The following is a 15,519-nucleotide window of genomic DNA, read 5'->3' as shown; positions in this document are numbered from 1 at the left end:
TGCGCCGGCCCCCGGTCGGTGCGTCAGCGGTCAGGAGGCGCTGGGCGGGGTCGCCGACCAGGCGGTCACGGACAGGGACCCGCCGTCGACGTCCTTGGCGAAGGGCAGGATGCCGTGGGCGTTGCCGCCCGTCGGCGAGACCTGGAGGTACTTGGCCTTCACGGACGGTCCGGCATGGGACCAGACGAGGTCGGCGTAAGCGCTCTTGCCCGGCTTGAGGGTGACGCGGTGGGCGCCCGGGTCCTTGGCGAAGTAGGTGTCACCGCGGTGCACCGTGGTCTTGATCGCCGAGTGCCCGGCGGCCTCCAGCGCCAGTCCCGGGTAGCCGGATATCGCGCAGGTGCCCGTGCCGGTGTTGGTCACCCGCAGGTAGGTGCCCTCGTGGTTCATCCCGGCCTGGCCCGAACCCGCGGTGGTGGTCGTGACCTTCAGCGTCCCCGGAGCGCACGCGCCGGCGGCCGCCGCACCCGGTCCGCCGGTGCCTGCCGCGGCGGCGATGCCCGCACTCGCCCCCGCTGCGAGGACGACAGCGGCGGTGGTGGTGACAGCGGTACGCAGACCACGGATGGTCATCAGTCATCAACTCCCTCTTCTCCGGTATCCGGAGATGGTGGTGTTCTCGCCCACCCGGTCCCGCACGGCGCCGCGGTGCGCTCGCGGAGCACCGGGCAGGGTGCCCCGCGGGCGCCACCACAGGACCGTCGGTCCCGGCGGTGGGTTGTTCGATTCCGCGCCACCCACCCTGGGCGCTCCCACTGATGCCTCACTAACGCCTCACTAACGCCCGAAACGCACAAAGGGGCCGAGCGGGCCGGGGAGCGGCAGAACGGCTGCCGGCACGGGATTTCGCAGGTGGTGTGCGGTGTGGTGCGCCGGTGGCCGGGCACGAGGCGGCTGAAGCCGGTCCGGACGGACGTGCGATGCTGGGGCACCGGGGATCATGGCAAGAAGTGGGAGCGTACGGCAGCGTGGTGGCAGCGATACGACGGGCTGGTACGAACACCTGGGACCGCTTCGCGGCGTCCGACCCGGGGCTGCTGCGGCTGATGGCGGGACTGCGGACGGTCGGCGCGATCGTGCTCACCCTCCTGGTCCTCGCACTGCTCGGCACCGGCGTCCCCTTGATGGTCGCGGGCGCCATGGTGTCCATGGTGTCCACCTTCGCGATCAAGGAGAAGGAGGTCCGCGGTCAGGCGGTCACGCTGGCGCTCGGACTTCCGGTCGCGCTCGCCGCGATGTCGCTGGGCGCGCTGCTGCACGCCCTGGTCGTCGCCGGCGATGTGTTCTTCGTGCTGCTGATCTTCGGCGCCGTCTACTCCCGCCGATTCGGCGACCGCGGCACCGCACTCGGCCTGATCGGATTCCAGGTCTACTTCATCTCGCTGTTCGTGCACGCGAGCGTCGCCACCCTGCCGGTGCTGTATCTGACGCTGGCCGTGGCCTTCGGGTGCAGCGCCCTCGTCCGCTTCGCCGTCGTCCCGCAGACTCCGCAACGCACCCTGGGCCGGCTGCGCGAGGCCTTCCGGGCCCGCCTCGCCCAGCTGCTGGCCACCCAGCAGCTGCTGCTGGACGTGGAGCCCGACGAGCTGGAAAAGGTCCTCGACGACCTGCGGCGGCACACCGCCCGGCTGCACGAGGCGGCGCTGATGATCCAGGGCCTGCTGGAGGAGGGAACGCGGGACGAGGCCGCGGCCGGGCTGGTGCAGCGCCGTGTCGCGGAGGCCGAGATCGCCGCCGAGCGGCTGGGCATGCTGCTGCTCAACGCCCGCAGCGCCGGGCGCGCGGACACCCTCACCATGCATCTGCCGCATGCGCCGGTGCCCGCCACGGGCACCCGCATCCGGACCGAGGACGACGCGGTCCGCACCCTGCGCCGGGACCTCAACGCTCTGCTCCTGCTGATCGCCCGGACCGCGCCCGGCGAGCGCGGCACCGCACTCGCGCACGTCCGCAACCGGCTGCTCGGCTACCGGGACGAGGACAACCTCCCGCCGGCCTCGCCCGCCGTCCAGGACGTCTTCCGCGGTCTCGGTGAGGCCGCGCGGTCCGTCCTGGGTCTGCGGCTGGCGCTGGACGGACCGCAGGACGAGTCGGACGACAGCCCGGCCACCACCCGCTCGCGCGAGGAGTTCGACGCCGAGGACCTGGCGATCGTCGTCGCCGAGGAGGCCGAGGAGCCGGCGGACGACCGCACCGGCCTGCAACGGCCCACCACCCGGGCCGCGTTCCAGGTCGCGGTGGGCTCGACGCTGGCCATGATCGGCGGCGAGTTCCTGTCCAGCCAGCGCTGGTACTGGGCCGTGCTGACCTGCTGGGTGGTCTTCCTCAACACCGCCTCCACCGGCGAGATCCTGGTCAAGGGCTACCGCCGGCTGGTGGGCACGGTGCTCGGTGTGATCGCCGGTGTCGCGCTGGCCGGACTCGTCGGCGACCACACCTGGGTCGCCTTCGCGCTGGTGCTGCTCTGCATCTTCGGGATGTTCTTCACCGCGCCGCTGTCCTACGCGCTGATGTCCTTCTTCGTCACCGCGATGCTCGGGCTGCTCTACACCCTGCTCAACACCTACAGCCTCGATGTGCTGGTGCTGCGCATCGAGGAGACGGCGCTGGGTGCCGCCTGCGGGATCATCGGTGCGGTGCTGGTGCTGCCGGTGCACACCGACCGCCGCACCGACGAACTGCTGGGCACGGTGCTGGTCCGCCTGCGGGACGTGGTGTCCGCCGCGGTGGAGCAGCTCAGCGGCGGCCCCGCCGTCGATCTGCTGGGCAAGGCGCGCGATCTGGACGAGGCACTGGAGGAACTGCGCGGCTCCATCCAGCCGCTGACCCACCCGATCACACCGCTGCGGGTGCGGCGGCGGACCGCCCGCTATCTGGTGGCGCTCCTGGAGACCTCCGCCTATCACGCCCGTTCGCTGGCGGCGACCGCGGAACTCGTGCCGTTCAGCAAGACCATCGCGGCCGACCCGCGCCTGGAGCGGGCCGGCCGGCGGATCGCGTACAACATCGACCTGATCGTGGCGCGGGTGCTGGAGGAGAGCACCGAGGGCGAGGTCCAGTCCGGTGCCAGCATCGCCTCGATGCTGGAGACGGCCGGCTCCGGCGCGCTGCAGTCGGGCACCGTCACCTTCCGCGTGCTGCGCCATCTCCAGCGCCTCGACGAGGGAGTGGTGGGTATCGCCCGCCCGCTGGACGTGCCGGTGGCCGGCCCCGGCGGCAAGGCCGCCTGAGCCGGCCGTACACCGGGGCCGGCCGCACACCGGGGCCGGTCAGCCGCCGACGTAGGCCGCGAGGTGCTCGCCGGTGAGGGTGGAGCGGGCGGCGACGAGGTCGGCGGGGGTGCCCTCGAAGACGATCCGTCCGCCGTCGTGACCGGCGCCCGGGCCGAGGTCGATGATCCAGTCGGCGTGCGCCATCACCGCCTGATGGTGTTCGACGACGATGACCGACCTGCCGGCGTCCACCAGCCGGTCGAGCAGGCCGAGCAGTTGCTCGACATCGGCGAGGTGCAGACCGGCGGTCGGCTCGTCGAGCACCAGGACGGAGCGGCCCCCGCCCTTCTCCCCCATGTGCGTGGCCAGCTTGAGCCGTTGCCGCTCGCCGCCGGAGAGCGTGGTGAGCGGCTGGCCCAGGCTGAGGTAGCCGAGCCCGACGTCGGCGAGCCGGGCCAGGATGCGGTGCGCGGCCGGATGGTGGGCCTCGCCGGAACCGAAGAACTCCTCCGCCTCGGTCACCGGCATCGCCAGCACCTCGCTGATGTCCCGCCCACCGAGGCGGTACTCCAGCACCGCCGGCTGGTACCGCTTCCCCTCGCACTCCTCGCAGGGGGTGGCGACGCCGGCCATCATCGCCAGGTCGGTGAAGACGACGCCGGCGCCGTTGCAGTGCGGGCAGGCGCCCTCGGAGTTGGCGCTGAACAGCGCCGGCTTGACGCCGTTGGCCTTCGCGAACGCCTTGCGGACCGGGTCGAGCAATCCGGTGTAGGTGGCCGGATTGCTCCGCCGCGAGCCGCGGATCGGGCTCTGGTCGACCGACACCACCCCCACGCCGTCGCCCTCCGGCCGCCGGCACAGCGAGCCGTGCACCAGCGAACTCTTGCCGGACCCGGCGACGCCGGTGACCACGGTGAGCACCCCGAGCGGTATGTCGACGTCGACGCCCTGGAGGTTGTGCGTCGTCGCGCCGCGGATCTCCAGCGTGCCGGTGTGCTTGCGCGCCGTCTCCTTGAGGCGGGCCCGGTCGTCGAAGTGGCGGCCGGTGACGGTGCCGCCGGCGCGCAGTCCCTCCACGGTGCCCTCGAAGCAGACGGTGCCGCCCGCCGGACCGGCGCCGGGGCCGAGGTCGATGACGTGGTCGGCGATCGCGATCGTCTCCGGCTTGTGCTCGACGACGAGCACGGTGTTGCCCTTGTCCCGCAGCCGCAGCAGCAGGGCGTTCATCCGCTGGATGTCATGGGGGTGCAGGCCCGTGGTGGGCTCGTCGAAGACGTAGGTGACGTCGGTGAGCGAGGAGCCGAGGTGGCGGATCATCTTGACGCGTTGTGCCTCGCCGCCCGACAGCGTCCCCGACGCCCGGTCGAGCGAGAGGTAGCCCAGCCCGATCTCCACGAAGGAGTCGAGCGTCTGCTGGAGCGTGGCCAGCAGCGGTGCGACGGACGGCTCGGACAGCCCCCGCACCCACTCGGCGAGATCGCTGATCTGCCGTGCGCACGCGTCGGCGATGGTGATCCCGCCGTACCGCGACGACCGGGCCGCCTCGCTGAGGCGGGTGCCCTCGCACTCGGGGCAGGTGGCGAAGGTGACCGCACGCTCCACGAACGCCCGGATGTGCGGCTGGAGCGCCTCCTTGTCCTTGGACAGGAAGGACTTCTGGATCTTGGGGATCAGCCCTTCGTAGGTGAGGTTCACCCCCTCGACCTTCACCTTGGTCGGCTCCCGGTAGAGGAAGTCCTGCATCTCCCTCTTGGTGTACTTGCGGATCGGCTTGTCGGGGTCGAGGAGGCCCGACTCGGCGTAGACCCGCACGGTCCAGAAGCTGTCCGACTTCCAGCCGGGGATGGTGAACGCGCCCTCGGCCAGCGACTTGGAGTCGTCGTAGAGCTGGGTGAGATCGATGTCGGAGACCGCGCCCCGGCCCTCGCAGCGGGTGCACATGCCGCCGGTGCGGCTGAAGGTCTGCTTGACCGTCCTGGTCTTCGCGGCGCCGCGGTCGACCGTGAGCGCGCCGCTCGCCCGGGCCGAGGCGACGTTGAAGGCGAACGCGCCGGGCGGTCCGATGTGCGGCTGCCCGAGCCGGCTGAAGAGGATGCGCAGCAGGGCGTTGGCGTCGGTGACGGTGCCGACCGTGGAGCGCGGGTCGGCGCCCAGTCGCTGCTGGTCGACCACGATCGCGGTCGTCAGCCCGTCGAGCACATCGACCTCGGGCCGCGCCAGGGTCGGCATGAAGCCCTGCACGAAGGCGCTGTAGGTCTCGTTGATCAGCCGCTGCGACTCCGCGGCGATCGTGCCGAACACCAGCGAGCTCTTGCCCGAGCCGGAGACCCCGGTCAACACCGTCAGCCGGCGCTTGGGGATCTCGACGCTGACGTCCTTGAGGTTGTTCACGCGCGCGCCGTGCACGCGGATCAGATCGTGGCTGTCGGCACCGTGCGGCGCGGGCGACTGGTCCGTCCCTGTGGCCATGCTCATCGTGTGTCCATCTGTGATGCGGGGCCGGCTGCGCGGCCCCCGTCGGCGTCGCCCGGCTCGGTCCGACCGGCTTCGAGCAGGAGAGCCGGCGCTTCTCGGCCGGCGCGATCGCGGCCACGGTACGCCGTCCGGGCGGCCGGCGGTATCGGCCGGGATCGTGGGCCGCTGCCCGCCTGCCTTCGGGGGGTCTGCCACGCCGCACCGCGCGCCCGCGCCTCGGGGCCCGGACGTGGGCGCCGGGCCCCGAGGCGGGGGGAGTCGTCGGCCGGCCCTGGACGGACGGCGGCCGGGAGCGGGCCCTACGCCCGCGGGTCCTGGAGCAGCCCGAGAACGTTGCCGTCGGGGTCGGTGAACGTGGCCACCAGACGGCCGCCACCGACATCGCGGGCGGGGTCCTTCAGCGTGGCACCCGCGGCGGTCACCTCGGCCAGCTTCGCCTCGATGTCCGGCACGTGCCAGTAGGCCACCGGTGCGGTCATGCCCTGCGAAGCGCCACCCGGCACCAGCCCGATGTGCTGCCCTTCGACGTCGAAGCCGACGTAGTAGGGCTCGTCGGCCTGCGGCGGTGCGCCGAGCAGGGCGGTGTACACCTCCTTGGCCGCCGCCAGGTCGGACACGGGGTGCAGCACGGTCTTGATCCCCTGGGTGGACGAGCTGGTCATGGTGGTCCCTCCTGACGTCGTGGGGGTGGTGCCCCTGCCGTCACGGTAGCCGCGGCCCGGGGAGTCCGCGCTTCCCCGCCGCGCCGGGTCAGCCGGCCGCCGGGGCCGGGGCCGTGCCGTCCGCGCCGGAGCGGCACGCGGGGTGCCCCCAGCCCTCGTCGTTCTTGGCGATCTGCTCGCCGGCCGCGTAGGAGCGCCCGCAGCGGCAGCGCCCGGGGAACTTGGCCTTCAGCGTGCGCGCCGTCTTGCCGGCGCCGCGCCGCTGCGGTGACGAGGCCGCTCCGGCCGTGGCGCCGGAGCCGCTCCGGCGGGCGCCGGCGGGCCGTGCGGCGGCCGGGGCGGCCGGCGGCTGCGGGGAGCCGAGGTCGCTGCCGGCGGCCTCCTGGACGACCGCCGCCTGGCTCGCGGCCCGGTCGGCGAAGTCGTTCAGCGGATCGCCGTCGACCTGGTGCGCCGGCACATACCGGAACTCCACGGACCGGCCGGTGAGCAGCTCGTCGATGCGCATCACCAGCTCCTGGTTGGCGACCGGTTTGCCCGCGGACGTCTTCCAGCCCTTGCGCTTCCAGCCGGGCAGCCAGGTCGTGACGGCCTTCATCGCGTACTGCGAGTCCATCCGCACCTCCAGCGGTACGGCCGGGTCGATGGCGCTCAGCAGCCGCTCCAGCGCCGTGAGCTCGGCGACGTTGTTCGTCGCGGTGCCCAGCGGCCCGGCCTCCCACCGCACGACGGTGTCCGCACCGTCGGCGACGACCCAGGCCCAGCCCGCCGGCCCGGGGTTTCCTTTCGACGCGCCGTCACATGCGGCACTCACGCGTTCAGCCATGCGCGCGATCATGCCAGGTGACGACGTGCCGGGGCCAAGTCGGCCGCGGACCGCGGGCGCACCCGGTCCGGCGTGCGCCCGCACACCGGCCTCCTGCGCTGAAACAGGAGGTCTCCGCCCCGCCGCGGGCCCGCCGGGGCGGTCCGGGGCCGCTGCCAGCGCGGCGTGCCGTTCCGGCCCGACCGGGAACACGTCATCACGCCGGTCGTGGACTTCCTCACCGCCCGCGACGACATCGACGCCCGGCGCCTCGCGCTGGCCGGAATCAGCCAGGGCGGCTACTGGGTGCCGCGCGCGCTCGCCTTCGAGCACCGCCTCGCCGGAACTGTCCGCGACATGGCGCCGGCGGGCCGAGCCGTACGGCGTCGAGTCTCCCTCCGCCCCGCTCACCGAGGTCTTCCGGTGCACGGTGGCGCCCGTGGCGGACCGGATCGCCACCCCTCTGCTCCTCACGGACCCGAGGGCGAGCACTTCTGGCCCGGTGCCTCGCGACGCCTGTACGACGCGCTGCCGGGCCCCAAGGAGCTGGTTTCCTTCTCCGCGGCCGAGGGCGCGCACCTGCACTGCGAACCCACGGGCCGGGCGCTTGTCGAGCAGCGGGTCTTCGACTGGCTGGAGGCCCGGCTGCCCGGCTCGGAGGGGCAGCGGGCCTGACAGCGCCGTGCGGCCGGGGCCCGGGACCGACGCCCGCAACCGATGCCGCAAGGTCAGTTTCCGGCCGACTTCTCCGGACGGAGTTCACTGGGACGCACGAGGACGAATCCCTCGCCGTCCAGTCGGAGTTGGACGGCCTCGCCGGAGCCGCCGCGGAGCATCGAGCCGAGGCTCTGCGAACGGTGCAGCCCGGTGTGCAGGGCGCTGCTCCAGCCGACGACGGCGTCGGTGTCGACGAAGACCGGGGCCTGCGGGGAGACGGGTATGACGACGGGGTTGCCCTCACACATCACACCCAGCTTGCCCTGGCCGCTGAAGACCGAGTTGAAGAGCCCGCCGCCCATCATGCCGGCGCCCTTGACGACCTGGATCTCGTAGGAGAGGGAGGGATCGAAGCACAGCACGTTGCGGCCGTTGACGGTCAGGCCGTCGCCGGCGGCGAGGTCGATGATGAAGCAGTTGGCGGCCTCGTGCGCGAACCACACCTCGCCGCGGCCCCGGACGGCCATCAGCGCCAGCCCCTCGCCGGTGACGGCGCGCTTGAGGAACTTCCCGACGCCCTGCCCCTGCTTCTCGAAGTGCAGATCGCCGCGGTAGGCGATCATCGAGCCCTGTCTCGCGTAACACTCCCCGTCCAGCGCGTATTTGAGCGACTTGGCATTCTGTTGCACCATGCCGGGTGCGGTGGACTGCGTCGCCATGTTCCCGGGGGCAAAGAGATCACTGTTCATGAGGGGCATGCTAGGGCGGGGCGCTGCGGGGTGACCCGGAGGCGTCAACCGACGGCCGCCCATGGTTCGCCGCTGGCGCCAGGTTGACGGCCGCGCAGGGCGGCTGAAATCGGATCATGCCTTCTCTGGCTTGTAAACAATGGGACACAAGAACACTCAAATTAGGTAAACCACAGCAGTCAGGCGCAACGTGCTCTAGCGTCACGTCCGACACGGGGCGGTCGTCTGTGCCAGGGGGCGACGGCTGCGCCGGAATGAGGGGACGACCAAGTGGGGGGCCATGGGGTTGTTCGAAGCTGCCGGACCACGGGTGATGGAGTCACCCGCCGGGACAGCCAAGTGGGATCGCGCGCCGGAACACGACAGGGGAGGCAGACACACGCCGACCGAACGACGGCTCTTACCGGTGGCATTGGCGGTGGACGCGGTCGGCGCGCTGCTGCCGGTGGCCGCGTTGTGTGTCACGACGCGACAGCCGCATCCGTTGCTCACGGCGGCGCTGGCCGGAATGTCGTGGCTGGCGGTAGGGGCGTCAAAGAACCGATACACCCGGGATGAACTCGGTGCGGGCGCAGTGCTGCCGGTCTTCCGCGACTGGCTGACCATGCTGGGCGTGCTCGCCGTCGCCTGCGTCGGCGCGCGGATCGATTTCTCCGTCGAGATCTGTGTACTGGCGCTGCTGCCCGCCCTTGCACTGGGGGTGGCGCGGCGCAAGCTCGCGCACCGTTATCTGCTGGCCATCCGGCGTCGCGCGCAGGCGCTGCGACGGGTGCTGATCGTCGGGGAGGCGGGCGCGGTCGATGTGGTGCTGGCCGAGCTGGCGCACCGCACCGATCACGAGTATGTCGTCGTCGGCAGCTGTCTCGTCGGGGACGAGGCCACCGATTCGGCGCTGCCGGTGTGCGACCGGCTCGCGTCCGACGGTGACGCGCCCGAAGGGGCGCTGGACGGGGACCGGGTGCTCGGCTGTGCCGCCGAACTCGGCGCCGATCTCGTCTTCGTGGCACCGGGCCGTCAGATGTCGGCGGCGCGGGTGCGGCGGCTGGCCTGGGCGCTGCACGACGGGGGCCGGAATCTGGCCATACTTCCGGGCCTGATCGATGTCTCACAGCACCGTGTCCGGCTCGCGAAGGCGGCGGGGCTCACGGTGATGCACATCGACCCGGCGGCGCGGCGGGGCATACCGGTCCTGCTGAAGCAGGCCACCGACCGGCTGGGGGCGTTGCTGCTGCTCATGCTGCTCGCCCCGGTCTTCGCCGTGGTGGCCACCGCCATACGGTGCACCACCGCGGGTCCGGTCTTCTACTGGCAGATCCGGGTCGGCCGGGATCTGCGGCGGTTCCGGATGTGGAAGTTCCGCACCATGGTGGTCACCGCCGACCGGATGCGGGCCGCGCTGGAGCAGTCCAACGAGCACGACGGGGCGATGTTCAAGATGCGGCGGGATCCGCGGGTGACGCCGGTGGGCCGGTTGCTGCGCCGCTTCTCGCTGGACGAACTGCCGCAGCTGTTCAACGTCCTGGCGGGACACATGTCCCTGGTCGGGCCGCGGCCTCCGCTGCCCGAGGAGGTCGAGCGGTACGACGGGACCGAGATCCGCCGGCTGTCGGTCAAGCCGGGACTGACCGGTCTGTGGCAGGTCAGCGGGCGGTCCGACCTGTCCTGGGACGAGACCGTCGCGCTGGATCTGAGCTATGTGGACAACTGGTCCTACTCCCGCGACATAGGGGTGCTGGTGCGTACCGTGCGGGCCGTCGTGGACGGGCGTGGTGCGTACTAGCCGCCGTGGGTCGTGGGGTGTGTCCGGTGTCCCGCCGAAGGGCGGGCGCCGGACACACCCCACGGGCCGGTCCCGCTCACGCCGGGGCCGGCTCCGCCTGCCAGGCCTCGTAGGTCCGGGCGATGCCCTCGGCGAGCGGGACGGTGGGTGCCCAGCCCAGGGCGCGCATCCGGCTGATGTCGAGCAGCTTGCGCGGGGTGCCGTCGGGGCGGGACGGGTCGAAGGCGATGCGTCCCTCGTAGCCCACCGCGTCGGCGACACAGGAGGCGAGGTCGGCGATGGTCAGGTCCTCGCCGCAGCCGACGTTGACGGTGTCGTCGCCGTCATAGCGGCGCAGCAGCACCTCGCAGGCGGCGGCCAGGTCGTCGACGTGCAGGAACTCGCGCAGCGGCGTTCCGGTGCCCCAGAGGGTGAGTTCGGGCAGGCCCTGCTGCTTGGCCTCGTGGAAGCGGCGGATGAGCGCCGGCAGCACGTGCGAGGTCTCGAGGTCGAAATTGTCGCCGGGCCCGTAGAGGTTCGTCGGCATGGCGGAGATGAAAGAGGCACCGTATTGGCTCCGGTAGGACCGGATCTGCACCAGACCGGCGATCTTGGCGATCGCGTACGCCTCGTTGGTGGGCTCCAACGGCCCGCTCAGCAGGGCGTCCTCGGTGATGGGCTGGGCGGCGTGCTTGGGGTAGATGCAGCTCGATCCGAGGAACAGCAGGCGGCGCACCCCGGCCTGGTGGGCACCGGCAATCACACTGAGCTGGATGCTGAGATTGTCCTCCAGGAACTGTACGGGGTAGGTGCTGTTGGCCATGATTCCGCCGACCTTGGCGGCCGCCAGCACGACGGCGTCGGGCCGGGCCGCGCGCAGCCAGGCGGCCGTGGCGTCGGCGTCGCGCAGGTCGAGTTCCGCACGGGTACGGGTGAGCACCTCGTAGCCCCGGTCGGCGAAGCGCCGGGCCACGGCGGAACCCACCAGGCCTCGGTGGCCCGCGACGAAGACACGGGCAGGTGTGGGCAGCAAGTCATTCATGGGGCGGATTGTCGCAGTCAATCCGGGTCGCTCACCGGCCACTTCAGGAAATATCTGGCGCTTCTTGATCTCGACGACCGGCCCCGGTGCCGGTAGCGTCCACGCCCCGCGGTCCGCCGCCGCGTGGGACATCCATCGTTCGATCCCGATGCACATCACTTCTCGTGGGGGGAAGCCATGCCGAAAACCGCGGTCATCACCGGAATCACCGGTCAAGACGGTTCGTATCTGGCCGAATTGCTGCTGAGCAAGGGCTATGAAGTGCACGGGCTGATGAGACGCTCCTCAAGCTTCAACACCGAGCGCATCGACCACATCTACCAGGACCCGCACACACCGGACCGCCGGCTGCTGCTGCACCACGTCGACCTGTCGGACGGGGTGGCGCTGGTGAATCTGCTGCGCGACGTGCAGCCCGACGAGGTCTACAACCTCGGCGCCCAGTCCCATGTCCGGGTCTCCTTCGACGCCCCGCTGTACACCGGTGATGTGACCGGTCTGGGCGCTCTGCGGCTGCTGGAGGCGATCCGCGCCAGCGGGGTGCGCACCCGGCTCTACCAGGCCTCGTCCTCGGAGATGTTCGGCGCGACCCCGCCGCCGCAGAACGAGGCGACGCCGTTCCACCCGCGCAGCCCGTACGGCTGCGCCAAGGTCATGGCCTACTGGTCGACCGTCAACTACCGTGAGGCGTATGGCCTGTTCGGCGTCAACGGCATCCTGTTCAACCACGAGAGCCCACGGCGGGGCGAGACCTTCGTCACCCGCAAGATCACTCGCGCGGTGGCCCGCATACAGGCGGGTCTGCAGGAGCACCTCTACCTGGGCAACCTCGACGCCGTCCGCGACTGGGGCTACGCACCGGAGTACGTCGAGGCCATGTGGCTGATGCTCCAGCAGGACGAGCCCGATGACTACGTGGTCGCCACGGGTGTGCCCGCGACCGTACGCGACTTCCTCCGGGCCGCGTTCGAGACGGTGGGCCTGGACTGGGAGCGCAGTGTGCGCTTCGACCCGAAGTACGAGCGGCCCTCGGAGGTGGACGCGCTGATCGGCGACGCCTCCAAGGCGAAGAGCCTGCTGGACTGGTCGGCGAAGGTGCAGTACGACGAGCTCGCCCGGATCATGGTCGAGTCGGATGTGCGCCAGCTCCAGGACGAACTCTCCGGACACCGGGTGCGGGTGGACCGATGACCGCCTCCGCCACCTCCCGGTCCGCCTCCGCCACCGCCCGCGACCTGCGCGGATTCAGCGGCTCGGGCTATGACAAGGGCCGCGGGGTGCTGACCCAGGCGGCCTGGTTCGCCGTGCTCAATCTGGTGTTCATGAAGTGGTGGTGCCCGCCGCGGCTGCGGCCCCCGCTGCTGCGGGCCTTCGGCGCCCGGGTCGGTCAGCGCGTACTGATCCGCCACCGGGTACGGGTGCAGTGGCCGTGGAAGCTGACCCTCGGCGACGACGTCTGGGTGGGCGAGGACGCCTGGCTGATCAACCTGGAGCCGATCCGCATCGCCGATGACGTCTGCGTCTCACAGGGTGCCGTGCTGTGCACCGGAAGCCACCAACGCCGCTCCCCCACCTTCGAGTTCGACAACGCACCGATCAGCGTGGAGGAGGGCGCCTGGGTGGCCGCCCGTGCCGTGGTCCTGCGCGGCGTCACGGTCGGCAAGGGCGCGGTCGTCGGCGCGGGCGTGGTCGCCCACCGCGATGTGCCGGCCGGGGCCGTGCACACCACCGGGGGTGCCGGATGAGGATCACCCACGTCGTGACCCTGGTCAGCGACGACGGGGCGTACGGCGGGCCGGTGAGCGTGGCCACCGGGCAGCTGGGCGAACTCGCCTCCCGGGGGCACGAGGTGGAGCTGGTGTCCCTGTGGCGGGGCCACGGCGCACCTCCACGGACGGTGGACGGGGTGCCGCTGCGCGCCCGGCCCGCCCACACCCTGGTGCCGGGGCAGGGCTTCCTGGGCCAGTTCCACCCGGGGCTGCTGCCGGTGCTCTGGCGCCGGGCGGGGCGCGCCGACGCGCTCCATCTGCACGCCGGACGCGACTTGGTCACCCTGGCCGCGCTCGTGGTGGCCGTGCTGCGCCGCCGCCCCTTCGTGGTGCAGACCCATGGCATGGTCCAGCCCCGCGGCTCGGCCGTGGCCCGGCTCTTCGACCGGGTCTACGTCCCGCTGCTGCGCCGGGCGATCGCCGCGCTGGTGCTCACCGACGAGGAGGAGGCCGGGCTGCGGCAGGTGCTGGGTCCGGGCGGGCCACGGCTGGTCCGGCTGCCCAACGGGGTGCGGGTCCGGCCGGCCGACGACGAGGAGCGGGGCACGACGGACGTGCTGTTCCTGGCCCGGCTGCAGACCCGTAAGCGCCCCGAGGCCTTCGTGCGGATGGCGGCGCTGGTGCACGGCAAACGGCCCGAGGTGTCCTTCACCCTGCACGGTTCGGACGAGGGGCGCCTCGCGGAGGTCCGCCGGCTGATCGCCGAGGAGCGGCTCGGTGAGGTGGTGACGTACGGCGGTGCGCTCGCGCACGACGAGGCCGTGCGGCGGACCGGACGGGCCACCGTGTACGTGCTGCCCAGCGTCGAGGAGCCGTTCCCGATGAGCGTGCTGGAGTCGCTGGCGGTGGGGACCCCGGTGGTCTGCACGGAGCGCTGCGGGATCGCCGCCGCGCTCCGGGCACGCGGGGCCGCGCTGGTGACCGACGGTTCGCCGGAGGAGCTGGCGGACGCGGTGCTGCGGCTGCTGGAGGACGCCGCGCTGCGCGAGCGCGTCACCCGCGCGGGACGGACGGCCGTCGAGGAGGAGTTCTCGCTCCCGGCGGTCGGCGACCGGCTGGAGGAGTGGTACGCACTGCTCGCCCGGCCGGGAGCCGGATGACGTGGGGCGGCGGGGGCCGGGCCCCCGCCGCCCGCGGTCACCGGCCGGCCGTCGCCCGCCGCAGCAGCGCGGTGATCCGCTCCAGTCCGGCCCGGCTGCTCAACCGCTCCTCGACGTACTGCGGACCGCGGGCGCCCAGCCGGGACGCCTCCCCGGGGTCGGCGGCGAGCGCCCGCACCTCCGCCAGCAGGGCCTTCGGGTCCTCCGGCGCGACCAGCACACCGGCACCCGCCCGAAGCACCTCCTGGGCGGTGCCCCCCTCGGCGGCCACCGAGGCGATCACCGGCCGCCCGGTCATGAAGTACGAGGTCAGTTTGGACGGCAGACTCATGTCGAGCACGGAGGCCTTCTGGGTCACCGCCAGGACATCCGCGGCGGCGAGCACCTCGGGGAACTCCCCGGCGCCGGCCGGCGGCAGAAAGGTCAGCGCGGAGCAGCCCGCGGCGAGCGCTTGCAGGTGGGCACGCTGATTTCCGTCTCCCATGAGCACGAAGCGGACCGGTGCCGCTTCCTGGTCGGCGAGCATGGCGGCCTCGACGAGCACCTCCAGGCCCTGCTTGAGCCCCATGTTGCCGGCGTGCAGTACCACCGTCTCGTCCGCCTGCCACCCCAGTCGGGCCCGGGTCTTGGCCCGGTCGCCGCCGGGTCCCTTCACATGCGTCCAGTTGGGCACCACATGCACTCGCTCACGCGGCACCCCCATCGCCGTGACCCGGTCCACGAACGACTCGTGCACCACCCCGACGACCTCGGCGCCGCGCAGGATCCGCGCCTCCAGCGCCCCGGCGGCCGCCGCCGCGCGGCCCCCGCCGCGGATACCGCTCTGCTCGGCGGCGGCGCCCATCAGGTCCTGCACGACCACCACGTGCGGTACCCCGGCCCGCCGCGCCAGCCGCCCGCCCAGCACTCCCCCGGCCAGACTCGGCATCTGACTGAGCACCACATCGGGTCGGATGCGCGGTGGTCCCACCAGGCCGTGCGCGAGGATCCCGGCCTCGAACAGCGCCCGGCGCAGGGCGGTCTGACGCGACGGCACGGGATGGCGCCGGCGGTGGACGGTCACCCCACAGCGACGCTCCCGCAGCCGCCACCGGCCGCGGTATTCCTCCGCCACCCGCCAGGCCGGGTAGTGCGGCATGCCCGCGAGGACATGGGTGTCCGCTCCGGACGCGGCAAGATGCTCGGCGATCTGCGTCGAGTACGGTCCTATGCCGGTGTGTTCGGGTGCGTAGTTGGTCGAGACCACGAGCACACACCGGCCTGCGAACGAGTCTTCCACGACTGGCCCC

At 72.2% G+C, this 15,519-nt stretch carries 13 protein-coding genes; 6 read left to right on the top strand and 7 right to left on the bottom strand.

Annotated features, from left to right (window positions below; all coding sequences use genetic code 11):
* Window positions 1-30: 30 nt before the first annotated feature.
* Complete coding sequence (locus ACQP17_RS32980) at window positions 31-573, bottom strand: DUF4232 domain-containing protein (RefSeq protein WP_433859588.1); 543 nt, start codon at window positions 571-573, stop codon at window positions 31-33.
* Window positions 574-1,046: 473 nt separating this feature from the next.
* Between ACQP17_RS32980 and ACQP17_RS32975 the strand changes: the two genes are divergently transcribed.
* Window positions 1,047-3,230 (top strand): FUSC family protein, encoded by a 2,184-nt coding sequence (locus ACQP17_RS32975; protein ID WP_433860069.1) that lies wholly within the window; start codon window positions 1,047-1,049, stop codon window positions 3,228-3,230.
* Between the two features lie 39 nt (window positions 3,231-3,269).
* On the opposite strand, the gene ACQP17_RS32970 is transcribed toward ACQP17_RS32975, so the two are convergent.
* From ACQP17_RS32970 to ACQP17_RS32960, 3 genes are all read right to left on the bottom strand, one after another.
* Entirely contained in the window at window positions 3,270-5,687 is a 2,418-nt protein-coding gene (locus ACQP17_RS32970; RefSeq protein ID WP_433859587.1) for an ATP-binding cassette domain-containing protein, read from the bottom strand.
* A gap of 299 nt (window positions 5,688-5,986) precedes the next feature.
* The gene (locus ACQP17_RS32965) at window positions 5,987-6,349 is read right to left on the bottom strand and encodes a VOC family protein (RefSeq protein ID WP_364873996.1); all 363 of its coding nucleotides are present in this window, start codon (window positions 6,347-6,349) and stop codon (window positions 5,987-5,989) included.
* 88 nt (window positions 6,350-6,437) lie between these two features.
* Entirely contained in the window at window positions 6,438-7,187 is a 750-nt protein-coding gene (locus tag ACQP17_RS32960; RefSeq protein WP_433859586.1) for a ribonuclease H family protein, read from the bottom strand.
* Window positions 7,188-7,340: 153 nt separating this feature from the next.
* Between ACQP17_RS32960 and ACQP17_RS32955 the strand changes: the two genes are divergently transcribed.
* Window positions 7,341-7,829 carry an alpha/beta hydrolase family protein gene (locus ACQP17_RS32955; protein ID WP_433859585.1) on the top strand — a complete coding sequence of 163 codons (489 nt, stop codon included), beginning with the start codon at window positions 7,341-7,343 and terminating at the stop codon, window positions 7,827-7,829.
* A gap of 53 nt (window positions 7,830-7,882) precedes the next feature.
* On the opposite strand, the gene ACQP17_RS32950 is transcribed toward ACQP17_RS32955, so the two are convergent.
* Window positions 7,883-8,560: an AIM24 family protein gene (locus tag ACQP17_RS32950; RefSeq protein WP_433859584.1), complete on the bottom strand. Its 678-nt coding sequence runs from the start codon at window positions 8,558-8,560 to the stop codon at window positions 7,883-7,885.
* Between the two features lie 280 nt (window positions 8,561-8,840).
* Between ACQP17_RS32950 and ACQP17_RS32945 the strand changes: the two genes are divergently transcribed.
* On the top strand, window positions 8,841-10,340 hold the full coding sequence (locus ACQP17_RS32945) for a sugar transferase (RefSeq protein ID WP_433859583.1): 1,500 nt from the start codon (window positions 8,841-8,843) through the stop codon (window positions 10,338-10,340).
* 76 nt (window positions 10,341-10,416) lie between these two features.
* Here ACQP17_RS32945 and ACQP17_RS32940 read toward each other — a convergent pair whose 3' ends face one another.
* Window positions 10,417-11,361 (bottom strand): GDP-L-fucose synthase family protein, encoded by a 945-nt coding sequence (locus ACQP17_RS32940; protein ID WP_433859582.1) that lies wholly within the window; start codon window positions 11,359-11,361, stop codon window positions 10,417-10,419.
* Between the two features lie 177 nt (window positions 11,362-11,538).
* On the opposite strand from ACQP17_RS32940, the gene gmd reads away from it, so the two are divergent.
* From gmd to ACQP17_RS32925, 3 genes are read left to right on the top strand one after another with little or no spacing between them, the layout of a single operon-like run.
* The gene (gmd, locus tag ACQP17_RS32935) at window positions 11,539-12,552 is read left to right on the top strand and encodes a GDP-mannose 4,6-dehydratase (protein ID WP_433859581.1); all 1,014 of its coding nucleotides are present in this window, start codon (window positions 11,539-11,541) and stop codon (window positions 12,550-12,552) included.
* Entirely contained in the window at window positions 12,549-13,106 is a 558-nt protein-coding gene (locus tag ACQP17_RS32930; protein ID WP_433859580.1) for a DapH/DapD/GlmU-related protein, read from the top strand. Before gmd ends, ACQP17_RS32930 begins: the two co-directional genes overlap by 4 nt.
* Window positions 13,103-14,230, top strand: coding sequence for a glycosyltransferase (locus ACQP17_RS32925; RefSeq protein WP_433859579.1), 1,128 nt, complete (start codon window positions 13,103-13,105; stop codon window positions 14,228-14,230). The genes ACQP17_RS32930 and ACQP17_RS32925 overlap by 4 nt, the downstream gene beginning before the upstream one ends.
* 37 nt (window positions 14,231-14,267) lie before the next feature.
* Here the strand turns inward: ACQP17_RS32925 and ACQP17_RS32920 are convergent, their stop codons facing one another.
* Window positions 14,268-15,509: a glycosyltransferase gene (locus ACQP17_RS32920; RefSeq protein WP_433859578.1), complete on the bottom strand. Its 1,242-nt coding sequence runs from the start codon at window positions 15,507-15,509 to the stop codon at window positions 14,268-14,270.
* Window positions 15,510-15,519: the final 10 nt, after the last annotated feature.

Origin of the sequence: Streptomyces kronopolitis (genome assembly GCF_050953795.1) — a bacterium.
In the GTDB taxonomy this organism is placed as follows: Bacteria; Actinomycetota; Actinomycetes; order Streptomycetales; family Streptomycetaceae; genus Streptomyces; species Streptomyces kronopolitis_A.
This window is presented reverse-complemented; position numbering and strand designations above follow the sequence as displayed.

Bases quoted from the DNA above. Each gene is read 5' to 3' on its own strand.
- ACQP17_RS32940 (WP_433859582.1), bottom strand. From the start codon at position 11,361: ATGAATGACTTGCTGCCCACACCTGCCCGTGTCTTCGTCGCGGGCCAC.
- gmd (WP_433859581.1), top strand. From the start codon at position 11,539: ATGCCGAAAACCGCGGTCATCACCGGAATCACCGGTCAAGACGGTTCG.
- ACQP17_RS32930 (WP_433859580.1), top strand. From the start codon at position 12,549: ATGACCGCCTCCGCCACCTCCCGGTCCGCCTCCGCCACCGCCCGCGAC.
- ACQP17_RS32950 (WP_433859584.1), bottom strand. From the start codon at position 8,560: ATGAACAGTGATCTCTTTGCCCCCGGGAACATGGCGACGCAGTCCACC.
- ACQP17_RS32980 (WP_433859588.1), bottom strand. From the start codon at position 573: ATGACCATCCGTGGTCTGCGTACCGCTGTCACCACCACCGCCGCTGTC.
- ACQP17_RS32960 (WP_433859586.1), bottom strand. From the start codon at position 7,187: ATGATCGCGCGCATGGCTGAACGCGTGAGTGCCGCATGTGACGGCGCG.
- ACQP17_RS32965 (WP_364873996.1), bottom strand. From the start codon at position 6,349: ATGACCAGCTCGTCCACCCAGGGGATCAAGACCGTGCTGCACCCCGTG.
- ACQP17_RS32925 (WP_433859579.1), top strand. From the start codon at position 13,103: ATGAGGATCACCCACGTCGTGACCCTGGTCAGCGACGACGGGGCGTAC.
- ACQP17_RS32945 (WP_433859583.1), top strand. From the start codon at position 8,841: ATGGGGTTGTTCGAAGCTGCCGGACCACGGGTGATGGAGTCACCCGCC.
- ACQP17_RS32975 (WP_433860069.1), top strand. From the start codon at position 1,047: ATGGCGGGACTGCGGACGGTCGGCGCGATCGTGCTCACCCTCCTGGTC.
- ACQP17_RS32970 (WP_433859587.1), bottom strand. From the start codon at position 5,687: ATGAGCATGGCCACAGGGACGGACCAGTCGCCCGCGCCGCACGGTGCC.